Origin of the sequence: Streptomyces macrosporus (assembly GCF_039533145.1) — a bacterium.
Classification (GTDB): domain Bacteria; phylum Actinomycetota; class Actinomycetes; order Streptomycetales; family Streptomycetaceae; genus Streptomyces; species Streptomyces macrosporus.
The window spans coordinates 125,679-144,251 of record NZ_BAAASZ010000003.1 but is presented as its reverse complement, the minus strand read 5'-3'; the positions used below and the strand labels follow the sequence as shown (position 1 = coordinate 144,251).

Below are 18,573 nucleotides of genomic sequence, written 5' to 3'. Positions count from 1 at the left end.
ATCAGCAAGCGCTTACCGTACACCCGTGGCACGGGTGTGGTGTTCGGCCGCGGGGAAATGGGGGAGTCGATCGGGGGAGGTTCGGCCGTTCGTCGAACGGCGGCGACTTCCGCGGTCGGGCGGAATTCTTCATTCCGTTGGTATTTCCTTATCGAGACCGGCCGGATCGACGGGTCGGCTGAAATCCCGCCTCCTTCCGTGCGGCGGAAGAAGGCGTGCCATGCTCCGTCATTCCGTCGCCCGGCGACGGTTTTCGCGGTGCGGCGCCCGCGATCACGGCCGGGGCGGTGACGGGCGTGCGCTCCGCGCGGACGTTCCGTGGAGACCCGTGTGAGGACCCGCCCCCGGACCGGTGCCGACGCGCACGCCCGAGAGGCCGAGAAGGGAGCCCCGGGGCCGGGACGAGGTCGCGCCGCCGAAGGCCCGGCCGCCGACCGCGTCCGCGCCGAGGACCGGCGAAGACCACCGAAGACCACCGAAGACCGGCGAAGACCGCCGAGAACCGCGAAAGGCGGAGCCACCCGACCTCCCCCGCCCCAGGCCGGGTGGCTCCGCGTCTACGGGGCGGAGGGGCCGAACCCCAGCTCCGCCCAGACCATGTGCCCCCTGCCGTCGCCGCCCGGCCGCACTCCCCAGCGCTCGGCCAGCGCGTCGACCAGCAGCAGTCCGCGGCCGCTCTCCCCCTCGCGATCGGGACCGCCGCCGTCGACGTGCCGGGCACGGGGCCGGGCGGTGCCGCCGCCCCGGTCGACGACCTCCAGGCGCAGCCGCGCGCCCGTGACCCTCAGCTCGCACTCCACCTTGTCGCTGTCGGTGTGCTTGACGGCGTTGGTGAAGAGTTCGGAGACCACCAGCCGGGCGTCGTCGCGCACCAGGGCTCCGATGTTCCATTCGGTCAGCCGGTCGACGACCCTTCTGCGGGCCTCGGAGACGGAGGAGCCGATGGCCGGGAGACGAAAAGCGTCGCGCAGGGTCCGTTCGACGGAACCGGCGCGGCGCTCTAACGGGCGAACATCGGGAAAGGAAGCCACCTCTCCAGTGTGGGGGGCGTCGTCAACATCTGGCAAGGATCAATCTGTTGTTTGCAGAAACGCACATGCCACCCTGTCGGAACGGGTCGACGGCATGACAGACTGCCGCCGCGAGGCGGTGGTCGGAGGGTTGGAGGGGCGGTAGTGGCGGACTCCCGGACGGGAGGCGCTCCGACGGTTCTGCGCGTGGTGATCGGCAAGCGATTGCGAGATCTGCGGCAGAGAGCGGGGCTGACCTTCGAGAAGGCCGGCGCGGCCCTCGACGTCACCCATGCCACGATCCGCAGGATGGAGCGGGCCGAGGTCGGCCTGAAGATCCCCTACGTCGAGAAGCTGCTGCGCACCTACGGCGTCACCGACCAGGCCGAGATCGACGGCTTCCTCGCCCTCGCCCGCGAGGCGAACCGGCCCGGCTGGTGGCACCGTTACCGCGACGTGCTGCCCGAGTGGTTCAGCGCCTTCGTCAGCCTGGAGAGCGAGTCCCACGTCGTCCGGGCCTACGAGCCGCACTACGTGCCCGGACTCCTCCAGACCGAGGACTACGCCCGCGCCGTGCTCCGCGCGGGGCGACCGCACGCTCCCGAGGAGGAGATCGAACGCGGCGTCGCCCTGCGCAGGGAGCGCCAACGCATCCTGACCCGCGAGGAACCGCCCCTGCTGTGGGTGGTGATGGACGAGACCGTGCTGCGCAGGCCCATCGGCGGCCCCGAGGTCATGCGCGAGCAGATCTCCCGCCTGATCGAGGCGTGCTCGATGCCGACGGTGCGCCTGCAGGTCATGCCCTTCGCCGCCGGTCCGCACCCGGCCATGTACGGGCCCTTCCACATCTTCCGGTTCCCCCTCCCGGAACTGCCCGACGTCGCGTACAGCGAGAGCCTGGTGGGCGCCGTCTACTTCGACCAGCGCGACGACGTGTCGGCGTTCCAGGAGGCACTGGACCGGATGTGCGCCCAGGCGGCGCCGGTCCGGCGGACCGAGGCCGTCCTCGACGGCCTCCGCAAGGAGCTGTGAGGGGATCGATGGGGGAACGCGTCTACAACGGCATGCCCGCCCGGCAGTTGGGAAGCGAGGGCTGGCACAAGCCGTGGAGCGGCGGCAACGGGGGAAGCTGCGTGGAGGCCATGAAACTGACGGACGGACGGGTGGCCCTGCGCCAGTCCACCGACCCCGACGGCCCCGCCCTGATCTACGCCCACCACGCGATCGTGAGGTTCATCCAGGGCGTGAAGGCCGGCGAGGCCGACTTCCTGCTCGCCCCGGAGCCCGCCTGAGGCCCGCACCGGGGGCGGGAGCCCGCGGAGAAGGTCGCAAGGACCGTGACGGAGGACGGCATGACCAACCAGTCCCACCTGGGCTTCGCGCCCGACCGGATCGACACGAGCAGGCCGCACCCGGCCCGCATGTACGACTACTACCTCGGAGGGAACGACAACTACGCGGTGGACCGCGAGGCCGCCGAGCGCCTCATGGAGATCGCCCCGGACGTGCGGACGAGCGCCCGCGCCAACCGGGACTTCCTCGGCCGTGCCGTGCGGACGGTGGTGAGGGAACACGGCATCCGCCAGATCGTCGACATCGGCACCGGCATCCCCACCTCGCCCAACACCCACGAACTGGCCCGGTCCGTGGCCCCGGACGTCCGCGTGGCGTACGTCGACAACGACCCCATCGTCTCCGCCCACGCGGGCGCCAAGCTCGTCGGCGCGGGCAACACGGAGTTCGTCCTGGCCGACGTCCGCGAGCCCGAGACCATCCTGGAACACCAGGCGATCCGGGAGCTGATCGACTTCGACCGGCCGGTGGCCCTGCTCCTGGTGGCCGTCCTGCACTTCGTCACCGACGAGGAGGACCCCGCCCGGATCGTCGCGGCCCTCGACGCCGCCCTGCCCGCCGGGAGCTGCCTCGTCCTCACCCACGGCACCTCCGACTTCCACGCACGCGAACTGGTGGAGGAGGGCACCGGGGTCTACGAGAAGGCCACCGCCTCGGTGACCCTGCGCCGCCACGCCGAGATCCTGCGCCTCTTCGAGGGCTACGACCTCCTCGACCCCGGACTGGTGCAGCTGCCGAGGTGGCGGCCGGACGGGCCGGCGCCCGAGCCGGACGAGCCGCGCCGCGTCGCGCTCTACGGCGGGGTCGGCGTCAAGCGCTGAACCGGCGCCGGCCCCCGCACGGGCGTCGCCGGTATCCGCTCCAGCACACCGCCCGCGAAGACGTCGTACAGCGGCAGCGACTCCAGGTGCACGTAGCCGATGTGGCAGTCGCAGACGGCGAGCGGGCACGGCCTCGGACGCAGCGCCGCGCGCCAGGAACCGTCGTAGAGGTTGCCCAGCGGCTCCCGGACGAAGTGGCAGCGCCGCACCGTGCCCTCGCCGTCCACGGAGACGACGGACTCGCCCGTGCGGCAGGGAAGTCCGGCGCTGCGGTGGGGCCGGCGGCTGTACGGGAAGAGGGGGTCGATCGCGGTCCAGCGGTCGGCCTCCTCGTCCGTGTAGGTGCGCCCCTCGGCGGCGTTCACCCACAGGTAGACGTGCTCCGGCAGCTCGGCACGGAGCCGGAGCGCGTGGGGGAGGTGCTCGGGCAGGCCGACGATCCCGACGCTGTGGCGCACGCCGAGCGCCGCCAGCGCGCGGCACTTGGCGAGGAACCGGTCGTAGGGCGTCTGGCCGGGGTGGTAGGTGCACCACAGGGCCAGGGTGGACAGGTCGGCGGCCTCCAGCCAGTCGGTGCGGCAGCTCAGATTGGTCTGGATCGCCACCCGGCGCACGTGCGGCAGCCGGCTCAGCCCGACCAGGGTCCGCCGGTACCAGGACCGCACCAGTCCCTCGCCCCACGGCGTGAACAGCACCGACAGCCGGTCTCCGCGCTGCGCGGCGACCCAGCCGGCGAAGCGCTCCAGCGCCTCGCGGTCGGCGCGCAGCTCCTCCCGGGAGTCGCGGCGCTTGGCGAACGGGCAGTACGGGCAGTCGTAGTCGCACGAGGCCAGTGGCCCGCGGTAGAGCAGTGTCAGGTCCACGCCCGTTCCTTCGGTTCCTCGGGGTCTACTTGAGGTCGTACGCGGCCATGGCGGCGCGCACGGCCGGGGAGAACAGCGCCGGGCCCACCGCGTCGGAGTGGGCCAGGCCCTCCGCGGACAGCCGCAGCCGCCCGGGCGCGGCGCTCTCGTCCAGCCAGCCGCGCTCGGCGAACGCGGCCAGCTCGGCGGGGAAGTGCTCGGCGGGCGGGGCGCCGAACCGGGCCGTGTACGCGGCCACCTCCATCCCCTCGGCCTGGAGGAGGGACTGCACCAGGTGCCTGCGGCGGGCCTCGTCGACGTCCATCCACCGGCCGACCTCCGCGCGGGCGAAGGACTCCGCGGGCCGGGCGACGTAGTCGTCGACGATGGCGCGGATCCGGCGCATGTCCACCGCGTAGTCGAAGGAGTAGTGCAGGGCGGAGGTGTAGGAGCGGGCGCCGCAGCCCAGGCCCACCATGCCGTCGGTCTGGCAGGCGTGGTCGGCCGCGGCGGCGGCCGGCGCCCCGCGGCGGCGGAACATCCGCATCGACACCTGCTCGTAGCCGTGGGCGAGCAGGTGGTCGCGGCCGTGCCGGTAGAGCGTCAGGCGCTGCTCGTCCCACGCCCGGTCCGGGGCGCCGTCGGAGGGCGCGCGTCCCAGACCCGTCAGCGGCCGGACGTACAGCGGGTAGAGGTACAGCTCCTCCGGTTCCCAGGCCAGGGCGGCGTCCAGCGACCGCTGCCACGTGGCGGTGGTCTGCCCCTCGATGCCGTAGATCAGGTCGATGTTGAGCACCGGTATGCCGGCCTCGCGTACGCGCCCGAGCGCCGCCTCGACGTCCGCGCGCCGCTGGGGGCGCACCGCGGCGCGCGCCTCGGCGTCGACGAAGCTCTGCACGCCGATGCTCAGCCGGGTGGTGCCGCGCTCGGCGAGGACGGACAGCCGGTCGGCGGTGGCGGTCGACGGGGACGCCTCCACCGACAGCGGCACCGCGCGCAGGTCCGCGCCCATGCGCTCCTCCGCCACGTCGCACAGCCGCTCCAGCTCGGCGGCGGTCAGGAAGGTGGGGGTGCCGCCGCCGAAGGCGGCGGCGGCGAACCGGGCCCCCTCGCCCAGCGCCTCGCGCACCGGCCCGGCCTGGCGCTCCAGCGCGTCCAGGTAGGCACCGGTCAGCCCGTCGGGGGCACCGATGCGGGTGAACAGGTTGCAGAAGCCGCAGCGCACCTCGCAGAAGGGAACGTGCAGGTAGAGCGAGAGCGCGTCGGTCTTCTCGCCCGCCCACACCTCGCGCAGCGCGGGCCGCTCCGGCAGGGGCCGGTAGGCCGTCTTGTGCGGATAGGCGTACACGTAGCTCTGGTACGGGCTCCGGTACGGGGTCGAGGGCCGTCCCGTGGCCGGGCCGGTGGCGGTGGTGCTCGCTGTGCTCAAGGCGTCTCGCAGGTGTCGAGGATGAAGTGGGCGTACGGCACCGTCCAGACGACCTCGTGGCCGATCCGGTGGCCGGTGTGGCCGTCCTCGCCGTAGGCCGTGCCGTGGTCGGAGCAGACGATGGCGAAGCACGGACGCCGGCCGCTCATGGCGGCGAACAGCCGTCCGATGTGCCGGTCGACGTAGCGCAGGGCCGCGGCGTGGGTGGTGCGGGAGTCCCCGGCCTCGGCCGTGGCGCCCGGCAGGTGGAACCAGTTGGGCTGGTGCAGTGCCGAGACGTTGACGAAGAGGAACAGGCGACGCTCGGCGGGGAGGGAGGCCACCACCTCCTCCGCTCGGGCGACCTGCGCCTCGAAGGAGGTGGGGGAGGCGACGCCGAACTCCGGCTCCCAGTGGCTCTCGGCGAACAGGCCGGGCAGGACCGAACCGAGCGCGCCGCGCTTGTTGAAGAACCCCACGCCGCCGATGCACACCGTGTGGTAGCCGGCCTCCGCCAGCCCGGTCACCAGATCCGGCGCGTCGAAGACCCAGGTGCCCTCGGCGGTGGTCTCGCTGCCCTCGAAGCGCGCCGCGAACAGCCGCGGGTGCCGTCCCGGCGCCACCGGGGTGGGCAGGAACCCGGCGAAGAACGCCTGGTGGGCGGCGTAGGTGAAGCTCGCGGGGGAGTGGCGTTCCTCCCAGCGCCCGCCCGGCAGGTGCCGCGCCAGGTTGGGGATGGCGCCCTCGGCCGCCAACTCCCGCGCCACGTCGTGACGCAGGGTGTCCAGGGTGACCAGCAGCAGGTCGTGGCTGCCCACGATCCGGTTCATGTCAGGCTGCGACACGGTGGTGCTCCTCGCGCTCTTCCGGTGCGGCGCCCGGCACGGCCCCGCGCAGGACGGCCGCCACCTGGGCCGCGTAGGTGTCCCGCCCCTCGGCACGCCCCCCGGGCAGGCCCGTCAGGCGCGGCAGCAGGTCCCCGAAGGCGTTCACCTCGCCGACGGCGAACCGCCGCCAGCCGACGGCCGGCAGCAGGTCCACCCCGACGCACAGGGTGCCGGGGAAGCGGGCCGCGGCCCGCTCGCACACGCCCAGGACCTCCCGCCAGGGCACCCCGGCGGCCTCCGCCGCCGCGCGTGCCCGCCCCACATCGCCCCGAGTGCCGCCCAGGTGGAGGTTGGTCAGGGGGGAGCGGCCGGTGCGCACCAGGGCGTGGGTCGCCTCCCCGGCCACCACGACCACGCGCAGGTCGGCCGCCCGCCCGTCCTGGGACGCCTTGGGCAGCCAGCGCTCGACGTGCAGGCCGTCCGGGGCCAGGGCGTCCACCACGGCGCCGATCTCCCGCTCGTCCTCGTAGCGCCGCACCCGAAGGGAGTTGAACAGACGGCCGTCCGCGGTCCGCTCCACGGAGGTGGTCGCCCGCCACCGGCCGCGTCCCCCCGACTCCACGGCCAGCACCCCGGAGGCCGAGGAGGCGTGGGCGAGCTTGACGAAGACCCGGCGCGTCCCCGCGCCGCGCATCGCCGCGCGCACGTCCTCCCACCCCCTCACCGGCGGGGCGTCGGGGCCGGAGGTCGGGGAGGGCGGCACCGGAAGGCCCGCCTCGCGCAGCACCCCGTGGCACAGCCGCTTGTCGAAGAGCACCGCGACGTCCTCCGGATCGTCCAGCAGGACGGCACCGGCGGACCGGGCCGCGCGGGCCACGTCGCGCACGGCGGCGGTGAACCGCGCGTACCAGCGGGCCGTGCCCTCCACCCGCGTCGGATCGTCGACCCCGCGCAGCGACCGGTCGACCGCCCGGTCCTCGCCGGGGGAGTCGATCCGCACGACCTCGCCCGGCGCGAACCGGGCGCCGGTGGCGAGCACCTCGGCCCAGGGCAGGACCCGGGGCGCGGGCAGCCCCGCGGCGGTGACGGCCGCCGCGAACAGCTCCACCCGGCGGTTGCCGGGGTTGCCGACGACGGCGAACCGCGGCGCGGGGCCGCCCGGACTACTCGGAGACGGCGACATAGCGCCATTCCCGCCCGTCGAAATCGTGCGGCTCCTCCTGGTCGGAGAGGTCCACGTCGACCCCGGCGCCGCCCAGTTCCTCGCGCAGCCGCTCCATCATGGCGTCGCTCAGGAAGTGGTGGCTCAGGTCGAGCTGCTGGAGGTGGGTGAGGGGCTGCCCGCTCAGCAGCGCCTCGGCGCCGGCGTCGGTGAGGGTGCCCATGGACAGGTCCAGCGTGTGCAGCCGCGCCACCACCGGAGCGCTCGCCACGGCCGCGGCGATCTCGTCCTGCAGCTCGCTGTTCTTCAGCCCCAGGCTGCGCAGCGCGGGGAAGCGGTCCCCGGCGAGGATCGGCGCCAGGTCCTCCAGCGTGGCGTCACCGCCGTACTCGCCGACGCCCAGCCACAGTTCGAGCTGCTTCAGCGCGGGCAGCTCGCTCCCGGCGACCGCGCGCACCACCTCGGCCGGCAGCCCGCCCGCCTCGAACGCCAGGGTCTCCAGGTGCTCGTGGCGGACGGGCCGGAACACCAGCTCGGTGCCGCCGCGCACCCCGAACTCGCGCAGCCGCGGGTAGGCCTCCAGGACCGGGGTGACGTCGGACTGCTCGATCCAGGAGATCTCCGCCTCCTCCATCACCAGATCACCGATGAAGATCGCCTCCAGCGCCGGGAACCGGTCGGTGTTCGAGGTGAGCAGCTCGACGACGGCTCCGGAGTCGTTCTCGTAGGGCTCGCCCCACGAACCGATGATCAGCGCCCGGACGGCCGTGGTGTCCACGGTCTCCAGGAAGCCCTGCCAGACGGACGCGAAATCCCCGTCCCGGACCGTGTCGCCGTAGGGGTCGTAGGCGATGCGCCAGGCCACGGAGTCGGCCGCGGGCAGGGGCACCTCCTCGCCGGGTCCCGGCGGGACGAAGTCGTGGGCGGGCAGGGCGTGCAGTTCCTGCAGGTGCTGGTGGACGGCCATGGGGCGCTTCTCCCGAATCCGGTGGCGAGGTGCGGATCTTTCTACCAACCGCCACCGACAACGCCGCGTTCGGGCCCTGTTCCGGGGCGTTGTCAGACCCCCGCCCTAGCGTTTCCGATCACCGCCGCCGGACGGTCCGGCGCGGACACCGAGGGGAGAGAGCCGTGTATCGGCAGGGGGACGTACTGATCGTGCCGGTCGACGAGGAGGCGCTGCCGGAGCACGTCCCGGCACGGCCCGGCCTGCCCCGGGACGCCCGCGGGCGGATGGTGCTCGCCCTGGGCGAGGTCACCGGGCACGCGCACGCCGTGGTGGGGCCGGGGAAACTCGTGCGGGAGGAGGGCCCGTTCGGGCCGCTGCTGCTCCACCTCCCCGACGGCGGCCGGGTGGTGCACGAGGAGCACGCCGCGATACCCCTGCCCAGGGGCTGGTACCGGGTGGTGCGGCAGCGGGAGTACGTCCCGGGCGCCGTGCGGATCGTGGCGGACTGAGGGGCGGGGAGCGATGACGGACACGGTGGCGGAGACGGCGGGGGCGGAAGCGGTGGACGCGGCGGGGGAGTTCGAGCGGTGGCGCCGGGTCGCGGCGGAGACGGGCCCGGCCGACCGGGCCGCGGCGGAGGCGGGCGTGCGGTCGGCGTACCGCGCGGCCGGGCTCGCCGAGCCCGAGCGGGTCGTGTGGGCCGGCTCGCCGCGCGAGGCCGTGGCCCGCGTGACGGCGATGGCGGAGGCCGGGGAGGACACGGGCCGCGGCGTGCGGCGGGAGGTCCGCACCCTGCCCTGGGCGGCCGAGCGGGAGCGGCTGCACCGGCGGCTGGGGCCGACGGGGTGGTCGGAGCACTGGGCGCGGACGGGGGCCCCGCTCTGGGAGACCGCCCGCTCCCTCGTCGAGCGCGTCCGCACCGGCGTCGTGGAGGAGTCGGCCGCCTCGCCCGAGCAGGAGCCCGCGGTGCGGCAGATCCTGCTGGACGCGGTGCTCGGCCAGCACGACGCGCCCTGGCTGGCCGCCCTCGGTGCGGGCGGCGGGGACGGCCCCGGGCCCCTGGACGGCCTCGCGGCGGTCGCCCGCGCCGCCGGATGGTGGTGGCCCTACGAGAAGGTGGCGATCGTCGCCGAACGCCCCCTGGAGCTGCACCGCGACGAGGCCGGCCGGCTCGACCGGAGCGACGGCCCGGCGCTGCTGTTCCCCGACGGCTTCGCCCTCCACGCCTGGAAGGGCATGCCGGTCCCGGCGGACTTCCTCGCCGAGTTGGACGCGCTCACTCCCGAGCGCATCCGCGACGAGGAGAACGCCGAACTGCGCCGCGTGATGCTGGAGCACTACGGCTACGACCGCTACCTCGCCGACTCCGGGGCGCGGCCGATCCACCGGGACTCCACCGGCGTGCTGTGGCGGATCGACATGGACGGCGACGAACCGGTGGTGACGGTCGAGGTGGTCAACTCCACGCCGGAGCCGGACGGCACCCACCGCACGTACTGGCTGCGGGTGCCGCCGACCACCCGCACCGCCCGCGAGGGCGTCGCCTGGACGTTCGGCCTGCACCCCGACGCGTACGAGCCGGTGGTGCAGACCTGACCGGGGCCGGTTCGCCGAGGGGGGTCACACGGCGGAGAGGACGAGGGAGAACCGGGCGGGCGCCGCACGGAGCCGGTGCTCGGGCAGCACCCCGGGACCGCAGGACCGCGAGCCGATGCCGTGCAGGGCGTGGTCGAGGTTGACCCAGACGGTGTCGCCGGGCACGAGGTCGCAGGTGTGCGCGGCGGCGTCGAGCTGCTCGCCGGTCCAGCGGCGCGCGGTGAACCAGAAGGGCGCGGAGTCCGCCTCGACCCGCAGTCCGCCGCCGGAGCCCCGTTCCCCCTCGCGCAGCTCCGCCCAGCGCACGTCCACGCGGGCGCCGTTCTCCTGGGGGCGGACGTACGGGGTCTGGAGGTCGTCCACCGACGCCTCCCACCGTCCCGTCAGCGCCGCCGCCCGGGTGTCGGGGTACGCCTCGCCCGGCCCGCCGCCGAACCACCGCGCGTACCCGTAACGGGCGGGCAGCCCCAGCCGCACGCCCAGGCGCGGCAGCGGGCAGGGCCAGTCGCCCTCCGGCTCGACGGAGACCTCCAGCCGTACCGCGTCCTCGGTGGCGGTCCAGCGGTGGACGGCGCGCAGGCCCAGGTCGGTGGCAGCCGGTGCGACCCGGGTGCGCACGGTCAGACCCCTGTCGCCGGTGCCGCCCTCGGAGCCGTCGGTTCCGTCGATCTCGACCGCGTCGAGACGGTGCCGCATCCGGTGCAGGCCCAGCTCGCGCCAGAGGAGCCCGTGGCGGGGGTCGGGCTGCCAGGGGGCGCCGTTGTCGTTGTCGGTCGGGGCGCGCCAGACGTCCAGCCGCGGGCCCGTCAGGGGGATGCCGCCGAGGGAGGCGAGGAGTCCGGTGCCGGCGTCGAAGACGGCCGGGCCCAGGACGATCCGCTCCGCGTCGCGGCGCGGCCCCACCGGAGCGCCGGCCGGGCGGGGGCGGGGGAGGGACGCGGCGGGCAACTGCCCCCAGGCGACCGGGTGGCCCCGTTCGGCCCACGCGGTGTCGTGGGCGAGGACGGCCCGCACGGTCCACCACGCCTCGCCGGTGCGGTCGGTGCGCGGCGGATCGGGGAGTTCCACCTCGGCGCTCTCACCGGGCCCCAGCGGCGGCACGGTCAGCGCGCCGTCGGCGATCGGCTCGCCCTCCACCTCGTGGGTCCAGGTGAAGGCGAGGTGCGACAGGTCGGCGACGTCGTGGAGGTTGACGACGCGTACGGCGCCGGCGGTGCCGCCCCCCTCGATCCGGACCGGCTCGATCACCTTCTTGTACTCGACGAGCCCGGGGGAGGGGGTGCGGTCGGGGAAGAGCAGCCCGTCGCAGACGAAGTTGCCGTCGTGCAGCTCCTCGCCGAAGTCGCCGCCGTAGGCGAAGTACGGCCGTCCGTCGGCGGTGCGCCGGGCCAGTCCGTGGTCGATCCACTCCCACACGAAGCCGCCCTGGCAGCGCTCGTACCGCTCGAACAGCCGCTGGTACTCGCTCAGTCCGCCCGGACCGTTGCCCATGGCGTGCGCGTACTCGCACAGGACGAACGGCATCGCGCGGCGCCGGGCGTCGGCCTCGGGGTCCTCCAGGGGCGGTTCGGCCCGGCGTCCGATCAGCTCCACCTCCTCGTGCGGGGCGTACATGCGGCTGTACAGGTCGGAGTCCGGATACGCGGGGTCGTTCTCGTAGTGGACGGGCCGGGACGGGTCGCGCTCGCGGATCCACCGGGCCATCGCGCCCAGTCCGCGTCCGCCGCCGCACTCGTTGCCCAGGGACCAGACGATCACCGAGGGGTGGTTCTTGTCGCGTTCGACCATCCGCCGCGCGCGGTCGAGGAGGGCCGGGGTCCACCGGTCGTCGTCCACGGGGTTGTCGCGCCACCCGAGGTCGACGAAGCCGTGGGTCTCCAGGTCGCACTCGTCGATCACCCACAGGCCCAACTCGTCGCACAGGTCCAGGAAGGCCGGATGCGGCGGGTAGTGGCTGGTGCGGACGGCGTTGACGTTGTGGCGCTTCATCAGCACCACGTCGCGGCGCATCGTCTCCGGGTCCAGCGTCCGTCCGCTCTCCGGGTGGAACTCGTGCCGGTTGACCCCTCGGAACAGCACGCGCCGGCCGTTGACCTTCAGCACCCCGTCCTCGATCGCCACGGTGCGGAATCCGACGCGCAGCGGGACCGTCTCGCCGTCGGTGACCAGCCGCGCGTCGTACAGCCGCGGCACCTCCGCCGACCACGGTTCCACGGGGACGGTCGCGGACTTGCCCGTGGCGAGGTCGAGTCCGAGCTCGGGCACCGTGATCCGGCCGCCCGGTTCGCAGTCCACCCGCAGCGTCCCGGTGCCGGTGCGGTGGTCGTAGGAGGCGTGCACGGAGAAGTCGGCGACCGACCCGGCGGGGCGGTGCAGCAGCGTCACCTCGCGGAAGACGCCCGGCAGCCACCACATGTCCTGGTCCTCCAGGTAACTGCCCGCGGACCACTGGTGGACCCGGACGGCCAGGACGTTGCCGCGCGGTCGCAGCAGCCTCCCGACCGCGAACTCGTGCGGCAGCCTGCTGCCCTGAAAGGCGCCCAGCTCCTCGCCGTTGAGCCAGACCCGGGCGCAGGAGTCGACGCCCTCGAAGCGCAGGACGCACTCCCCGTCCGCCGGCCGGTCGCCGGGCAGGTCGAAGACGAGGCGGTGGTCGCCGGTGGGGTTCTCGGTGGGCACCCGCGGCGGGTCGACGGGGAAGGGGTAGGCGACGTTGGTGTACGCGGGCGCGCCGTGCCCCTGGAGCACCCAGTGGCCGGGCACCGTGATCTCGCTCCATCCCGCGTCGGCGGACGGCTCGAAGTCCCGCCGGACGAACTCCTCGCCCCCTCCGGCGGCGGTCGGGTACAGCCGGAAGGCCCAGGTTCCGTTCAGGCTCAGCCGCCCGGCGTCGGAGTCCGCGTACCAGGCGCGGGCGGGGAGGGTGCCTCGGCTCGGCGTCACGTCCTCGTGGTACATGCGTCTCCTCGGTCGTCCACGGCGGCCCGGTCGGTCCGGCCGATCGGATGAAGTCCTTTCCGGTGTGCTTCTGTTCGTTCGAGTCGCTTCTTGTGTCCTTCCGGAGACCCTGCACGCCGTTGGAGATTTCGACAAGACCCGGGTGCCCGTGCGATCGCTTATCGAACGGTTCGTCAGGAAAAGGAGCCGTTACCCGACAGAGCGACCTTCAGTTGTTCAACTGAAGGTCGAATCGGCTTTGACATGAACACTTCCTGAAAGTGTTCGGCACTGCTACCACGTAGTAGGCACAGCTCTCCTCCCCATCCCTCCACATTCCAGGAGGTTCCATGAAGCTGCCCCGTCTCGCGTCCGTGGCGGCCACCCTCACCGCCCTCGCCGGACTCGTCCTCGGCGGAGCGGGCGTGGCCGCGGCCCAGGAAGCCGCCGCCACGTCCTACGTCGCGCTCGGCGACTCGTACTCCTCCGGGGTCGGCGCCGGGAACTACGACAGCAGCAGCGGCTCCTGCAAGCGCAGCAACAGCGCCTACCCGGTGCTGTGGAAGAACGCGAACGCCCCCGCGTCCTTCCACTTCACCGCCTGCTCGGGTGCCAAGACCACCGATGTCATCAACAATCAGCTCGGCCCCCTGAACTCCGGAACCACCCTCGTCAGCATCTCCATCGGCGGCAACGACGCCGGATTCGCGGACGCGATGACCACCTGCGTCCTGCAGGGCACGAACGCCTGCGTGGCGCGGATCAACGAGGCGCGCCAGTACATCGCGGGCACCCTCCCCGGACGGCTCGACGCGGTCTACAGCGCCATCCGGAGCAAGGCGCCGAACGCCCGGGTCGTCGTGCTCAACTACCCCCGCTTCTACAAGATCAACGGAAGCTGCGTGGTCGGCCTCAGCGAGACCTCGCGCCAGGCCATCAACGACGCCGCCGACCACCTGAGCGACGTCATCGCCAAGCGCGTCGCCGACCACGGCTTCACCTTCGGCGACGTGCGGGGCCGCTTCACCGGACACGAGATCTGCTCCGGCGACCCGTGGCTGCACAGCGTCGACTGGCTCAACATCACCAACTCGTACCACCCCAAGGCGGCCGGCCAGTCCGGGGGCTACTACCCCGTGCTGGAAGGGCTCGCCTGACACGGCTCGGCCAGGACGGCGGCCGGATCGCGGTCCGCGGGACCCGCGGGCCACCATCGGCCGCCCTCCCGCCGGTACGGCCACCAGCGCCCGTCACGTCCGAGGCGGAGCTGGAGGTCCGTGCCGACCGGCGTCCAGCGGTTGCGCGTGACGCGCAACCGCGGCGGGTCCCCCTCCCCCCGGACGTCGGCCCAGGCGGCGGCGATCCGCTCCCCGGCGCGCGCCCGCTCCGCGGGGAGCGGATCCCACTCCTCCGTCAGCACGGCCAGCCCCGCGAGACCGCCGAACTCCCAGGCGCGCACGGCCATCCGGAGCTCCAACGGCGTACGGCCGCAGCCGGCGGCCAGTCGCGCGACGACGTCCGCGCCGGGCCGGGCGGCGGCCAGCCGCACCGCGTCCTGCCACCGGGTGAGCGGCGCGGGAACCGCGGTGTCCGCGTGGTCCGGTGCCAGCGCCTCGGCCAGCAGCCGCCGCGCGGCGACCGCCGTCCGCGCCGCCAGGAACTCCAGCGCCCCGGCGTCCACGCCGGGCGCGGGCGGGGTGCCGCCGGTGAGCGACGGGGGGTCGCCGGGCTCGGCGGGCACGGGAGGCGCCTCGGGCAGCGGGGGCAGGATCGTCCCCAGCGCGTAGGCCTCGTCGGCCGGCACGCCGGCCGGCTCCCGGCCGGGCGGCGGCGCGGTGCCGACCGGCCGCGCCGCGCGCTCCGCCCGCAGGGCGCTGCGCCGCTGCACCTCTTCCAGCAGGGAGCGCTCGTCCCGCCCCCGCATCAGCAGCAGCAGCCGGGGGTCCCGGTCCAGCAGCCGCGCCAACTGGTAGGACACCGCGGCGGTGTGGAGGCAGTGGTCCCACACCCCGCAGTCGCACTCCGGCTCCAGGTCGCCGATGCCCGGCAGCAGGGCGACGCCCGCCGCGGCCGCGTCCTCGGCCAGCCGGGGCGGCAGGTCCCGGTCGAGCAGCGCGGCGACGTGGCCCGCCTCGCCGGCCACCACGTCCAGCAGCCGGTCCCACTCCGCGTCGTCCAGCCGCTGCACCAGCACGTCGCAGCGGCGGCGGATGCCGTCGCGGTCCCGGACGACCGCGGTGACCCGGCCCGGTCGCACGGAGACCGCGCCCACCGCGCCCGCGCGGGCGTACTTCCGGCCCTGCTTGAGCTGTTCGGGGTCGAGCGCGGTGTCCTCCAGCGCCCGGAGCCAGGACTGTCCCCACCAGGTCCGCGCGAAACCCCGACCGCGGGCGGGCGGCAGCGCCTCGAAGATGCGCTCGCGCCCCTCGTCCGCTCCGTTCGCTCCGTCCACGCTGTCCGCTCCGTCCGCTCCGTTCGTTCCGCTCATCGCGCATCCCTCCGCAACTCGACGAGATCGGCCAGTTCGGCGTCGGTCAGCTCGGTGAGAGCGGCCTCGCCGGAGCCCAGCACGGCGTCGGCGAGCGCCCGCTTGCGGGCGAGCATCCCGGCGATGCGGTCCTCGATCGTGCCCTCGGCGATCAACCGGTGCACCTGGACCGGACGGTCCTGCCCGATGCGGTACGCCCGATCGGTGGCCTGTGCCTCGACGGCCGGGTTCCACCAGCGGTCGAAGTGCACGACGTGCTCGGCCCGGGTGAGGTTGAGCCCGGTCCCCGCGGCCTTCAGGGAGAGCAGGAAGACCGGCACCTCCCCGCTCTGGAAACGGTCCACCATCTCCTCGCGGCGCCGTACGGGGGTGCCGCCGTGCAGACACTGGGCGCGCACCCCCCGGTCGGCCAGGTGGCACTCCAGCAGGCCGGCCATCCGCACGTACTGGGTGAAGACCAGCACGCTCGCGCCCTCGGCGAGGATGGTGTCCAACAGTTCGTCGAGCAGCTCCAGCTTGCCCGAACGGCCCGGCAGGCGCGGGTTCTCCTCCTTCAGGTACTGCGCCGGGTGGTTGCAGATCTGCTTGAGCGCGGTGAGCAGCCCCACGACCCGTCCCCGGCGGGCGAGGCCGTCCGTCCCGGCGATCTCGGCCAGCCCCTCGCGCACCACCGCCTCGTACAACCCGGCCTGTTCCACCGTCAGCGCGACCGCGTGGTCGGTCTCGGTCTTGGGCGGGAGTTCGGGGGCGATGCCGGGGTCGCTCTTGCGGCGGCGCAGCAGGAAGGGGCGCACCAGCCGGGCGAGTCGCTCGGCCGCGGCACCGTCCCCGCCGGCTCCCGCGTCCCGCTCCACGGCGTCGGCGTGGAGCCTGCGGAAGGTGCCCAGGCGGCCCAGGAGCCCGGGCGTGGCCCAGTCCAGGACGGCCCACAGCTCGGAGAGGTTGTTCTCCACCGGGGTGCCGGTGAGCGCCACCCGCGCCCGGGCGGGGATGGTGCGCAGCTGCCGCGCGGTGGAGGAGAACGGATTCTTCACGTGCTGCGCCTCGTCGGCGACGACCAACCCCCAGTCCACGCGGGCGAGTTCGGCGGCGTCGAGCCGCATGGTGCCGTACGTGGTCAGGACGAACCCGTCCGCGGGCACCTCCGCCAGGTCGCGCCCCGCGCCGTGGTGGCGGCGCACGGGGGTGCCGGGGGCGAACCGCTCGATCTCCCGCTGCCAGTTGCCCAGCAGGGAGGCCGGGCAGACCACCAGCGTCGGCCCGGCGGAGGCGGGGTCGGACCGTCGGTGCAGGTGGAGCGCGATGAGGGTGACGGTCTTGCCCAGGCCCATGTCGTCGGCGAGGCAGCACCCCATCCCCAGCGAGGTCATCCGGTGCATCCAGTTCAGGCCGCGCAGTTGGTAGTCGCGCAGGTCCGCAGCGAGCCCGGGAGGCCGGGGCACGGGGTCGGGGCCGGGGTGCTCGGGGTCGGCGAGCCGACGGCGCAGCTCCTCCAGCCAACCGGTCGCCCGTACCTCCACCGGGGAGTCGTCGCCGTCCTCGCCGGGAAGGGCGCCGACCAGCACGGCGCCCAGGGCGTCGAGCGGGGCGATCTTGCGGTCCCGACGGTCGCGGGCACGGCGGATCGCCGCCGGATCGACCAGGACCCACCGGTCGCGCAGCCGGACGAGGGGACGTCCGGCCTCGGCGACGCGGTCCAACTCCTCGCGGGAGAGCTCCTGGTCGCCGACGGCGAACCGCCAGCTGAAGGAGAGCAGGGCGTCGGCCGAGAGCGGGGAGGGCGCTCGGGAGGCGGTGGGGCGGCCGGTTCCGGGAGCGCCGCCGAGGCCGCCGGTCCCTCCGGCCTCCCCGGTCCCCTCGATCTCTTCGGTCTCCTCGGGGCCGACCACCGCACGGGTGGTGAGCGTCCGGACCAGGTCCCGGGGCCAGTGCACCGTCAGGCCCGCCGCCCGCAGCGCACGGGTGACGGGCGCGCCGAGGAGCTCGGCGATCTCCTCGTCGGCGAGCTCCACGGAGTCCGGGACGGCCGCCGACAGCAGCGGCGTCAACGGCTCCCACGCGGCGGCGGCCCGGCGCAGGGTGAGCAACGTGTCGGAGCGGGCCCGCGGGCCGAAGTCGGCGGCGGCCGGGGAGGCGCCGGACCACAGCTCGGCGGCGTCGAGGACGAGGGAGGGGTCGGCGAGGTCGTGCACCTGGAGAACGGCCCGGAAGCGCGGAACGGAGGAGGGCCCCCGGGGGTCCTCGGCGCCGGTTCCGGCGAGGCCGGGGACCTCCACGCGCAGCGAGAGCCGTACGCCCGCGTCGTGTCCGGCGGCGACGTCGTCCGCCCAGGCGCGCTGCTCGGGCAGGTGCCGCGGGGCGTCGGCGGCGAAGGCCGGTCCGCCGGCGGCGAGTTCGGCTGCGGGAGTGCGGGGGAGGACGTCGGCCACGGCGTCGAGGAAGGCCCGCAGCAGCCGTTCGGGAGCGGGCAGCCGCGGTTCCTCGGCCTCGGAGGCCTCCCGCGGCAGCGGTACGGCGTGGGCGTACGGCGGCATGGCGGCGGCGAGGTCGCGCAGCCGGTCCAGGTCGGCGGGGTCGAGGGGGCCCGACCGCCAGGCGTCGTGATCCCGCGGGCTCAGGCCGGGCAGCAGCCGGCCCCGGGCGGCGAGGTGGAGGGCCAGCAGCGTGGCCGCGCCCCAGAACGCGGGGGCGCCCTCCCGGCACGCGGCGCGGATCCGGGTCAGCACGGGCAGGGCGTCGGCGACGGGCAGCACGAGAGCCGGTACGGTCCGCGGGCGCGTCCGACCGGTGGCGTCGGGGAGTACGACGGTCAGCTCCTGCGACGGCCGGCCGTCCCCGGTCGGGGGTTCGCCGTCCGGGCGCCAGAACGCGACCCGTCCGGCGCGCGGCGGATCGGCCGGGAGGAAGACGGCGGCGCAGTCGGCGAGCCGGGCGGGGGAGAGGGGGCGGGAGGGGGAGCGGGACGAGGTCGGTGCCACGGGCGAAGCCACGGTACTGACTTACTCCTCAAATTTGACTAGTGGAAGGCGGTCGAGGATACAACACGACCGCCCGGCGTGGAAGCGCACCGCGCAGCGGACGCGGCGGACACCGTGCCGAGGGGCGGACACGGGGGCTGTCCCCCGGGCGGGAGGGGGGCTGGGCACACCTCGCCCCGGGAGGTTGCCGCCATGGTTCCCA

At 74.5% G+C, this 18,573-nt stretch carries 15 protein-coding genes; 6 read left to right on the top strand and 9 right to left on the bottom strand.

Annotated features, from left to right (window positions below; all coding sequences use genetic code 11):
- Positions 1-557: 557 nt before the first annotated feature.
- Positions 558-1,031: an ATP-binding protein gene (locus tag ABD335_RS01095; RefSeq protein ID WP_344320076.1), complete on the bottom strand. Its 474-nt coding sequence runs from the start codon at positions 1,029-1,031 to the stop codon at positions 558-560.
- Between the two features lie 144 nt (positions 1,032-1,175).
- Here ABD335_RS01095 and ABD335_RS01090 point away from each other — a divergent pair, with 144 nt between their 5' ends.
- From ABD335_RS01090 to ABD335_RS01080, 3 genes are read left to right on the top strand one after another with little or no spacing between them, the layout of a single operon-like run.
- A complete protein-coding gene (locus ABD335_RS01090) occupies positions 1,176-2,042 on the top strand; it encodes a helix-turn-helix domain-containing protein (RefSeq protein WP_344320075.1) in 867 nt (288 codons plus the stop codon).
- A gap of 8 nt (positions 2,043-2,050) precedes the next feature.
- On the top strand, positions 2,051-2,302 hold the full coding sequence (locus tag ABD335_RS01085; RefSeq protein WP_344320074.1) for a DUF397 domain-containing protein: 252 nt from the start codon (positions 2,051-2,053) through the stop codon (positions 2,300-2,302).
- Positions 2,303-2,362: 60 nt separating this feature from the next.
- The gene (locus ABD335_RS01080) at positions 2,363-3,184 is read left to right on the top strand and encodes an SAM-dependent methyltransferase (protein WP_344320073.1); all 822 of its coding nucleotides are present in this window, start codon (positions 2,363-2,365) and stop codon (positions 3,182-3,184) included.
- On the opposite strand, the gene ABD335_RS01075 is transcribed toward ABD335_RS01080, so the two are convergent.
- Genes ABD335_RS01075 through ABD335_RS01055 form a run of 5 tightly spaced genes read right to left on the bottom strand, consistent with a single transcriptional unit; the run spans position 3,157 to position 8,390 of the window.
- Entirely contained in the window at positions 3,157-4,047 is an 891-nt protein-coding gene (locus ABD335_RS01075; RefSeq protein ID WP_344320072.1) for an STM4011 family radical SAM protein, read from the bottom strand. The genes ABD335_RS01080 and ABD335_RS01075 overlap by 28 nt on opposite strands.
- Before the next feature lie 25 nt (positions 4,048-4,072).
- On the bottom strand, positions 4,073-5,455 hold the full coding sequence (locus ABD335_RS01070; RefSeq protein ID WP_344320071.1) for an STM4012 family radical SAM protein: 1,383 nt from the start codon (positions 5,453-5,455) through the stop codon (positions 4,073-4,075).
- Entirely contained in the window at positions 5,452-6,264 is an 813-nt protein-coding gene (locus ABD335_RS01065) for an STM4013/SEN3800 family hydrolase (protein WP_344320282.1), read from the bottom strand. The genes ABD335_RS01070 and ABD335_RS01065 overlap by 4 nt, the downstream gene beginning before the upstream one ends.
- Position 6,265: 1 nt before the next feature.
- Complete coding sequence (locus tag ABD335_RS01060; protein WP_344320070.1) at positions 6,266-7,444, bottom strand: STM4014 family protein; 1,179 nt, start codon at positions 7,442-7,444, stop codon at positions 6,266-6,268.
- Positions 7,425-8,390, bottom strand: coding sequence for an STM4015 family protein (locus tag ABD335_RS01055; RefSeq protein ID WP_344320069.1), 966 nt, complete (start codon positions 8,388-8,390; stop codon positions 7,425-7,427). The genes ABD335_RS01060 and ABD335_RS01055 overlap by 20 nt, the downstream gene beginning before the upstream one ends.
- Positions 8,391-8,554: 164 nt before the next feature.
- On the opposite strand from ABD335_RS01055, the gene ABD335_RS01050 reads away from it, so the two are divergent.
- Both ABD335_RS01050 and ABD335_RS01045 read left to right on the top strand, forming a co-directional pair.
- Positions 8,555-8,881, top strand: a complete 327-nt coding sequence (locus tag ABD335_RS01050; RefSeq protein ID WP_344320068.1) for a hypothetical protein — start codon at positions 8,555-8,557, stop codon at positions 8,879-8,881.
- 13 nt (positions 8,882-8,894) lie between these two features.
- Positions 8,895-9,968: a DUF6745 domain-containing protein gene (locus ABD335_RS01045; protein ID WP_344320067.1), complete on the top strand. Its 1,074-nt coding sequence runs from the start codon at positions 8,895-8,897 to the stop codon at positions 9,966-9,968.
- A gap of 24 nt (positions 9,969-9,992) precedes the next feature.
- Here the strand turns inward: ABD335_RS01045 and ABD335_RS01040 are convergent, their stop codons facing one another.
- A complete protein-coding gene (locus ABD335_RS01040) occupies positions 9,993-12,926 on the bottom strand; it encodes a glycoside hydrolase family 2 TIM barrel-domain containing protein (RefSeq protein ID WP_344320066.1) in 2,934 nt (977 codons plus the stop codon).
- Positions 12,927-13,255: 329 nt separating this feature from the next.
- On the opposite strand from ABD335_RS01040, the gene ABD335_RS01035 reads away from it, so the two are divergent.
- Positions 13,256-14,062 (top strand): SGNH/GDSL hydrolase family protein, encoded by an 807-nt coding sequence (locus ABD335_RS01035; RefSeq protein ID WP_344320065.1) that lies wholly within the window; start codon positions 13,256-13,258, stop codon positions 14,060-14,062.
- On the opposite strand, the gene ABD335_RS01030 is transcribed toward ABD335_RS01035, so the two are convergent.
- Positions 14,035-15,393, bottom strand: coding sequence for an SWIM zinc finger family protein (locus ABD335_RS01030; protein ID WP_344320064.1), 1,359 nt, complete (start codon positions 15,391-15,393; stop codon positions 14,035-14,037). The genes ABD335_RS01035 and ABD335_RS01030 overlap by 28 nt on opposite strands.
- Entirely contained in the window at positions 15,390-18,371 is a 2,982-nt protein-coding gene (locus ABD335_RS01025) for a DEAD/DEAH box helicase (protein WP_344320063.1), read from the bottom strand. Before ABD335_RS01025 ends, ABD335_RS01030 begins: the two co-directional genes overlap by 4 nt.
- Positions 18,372-18,573: the final 202 nt, after the last annotated feature.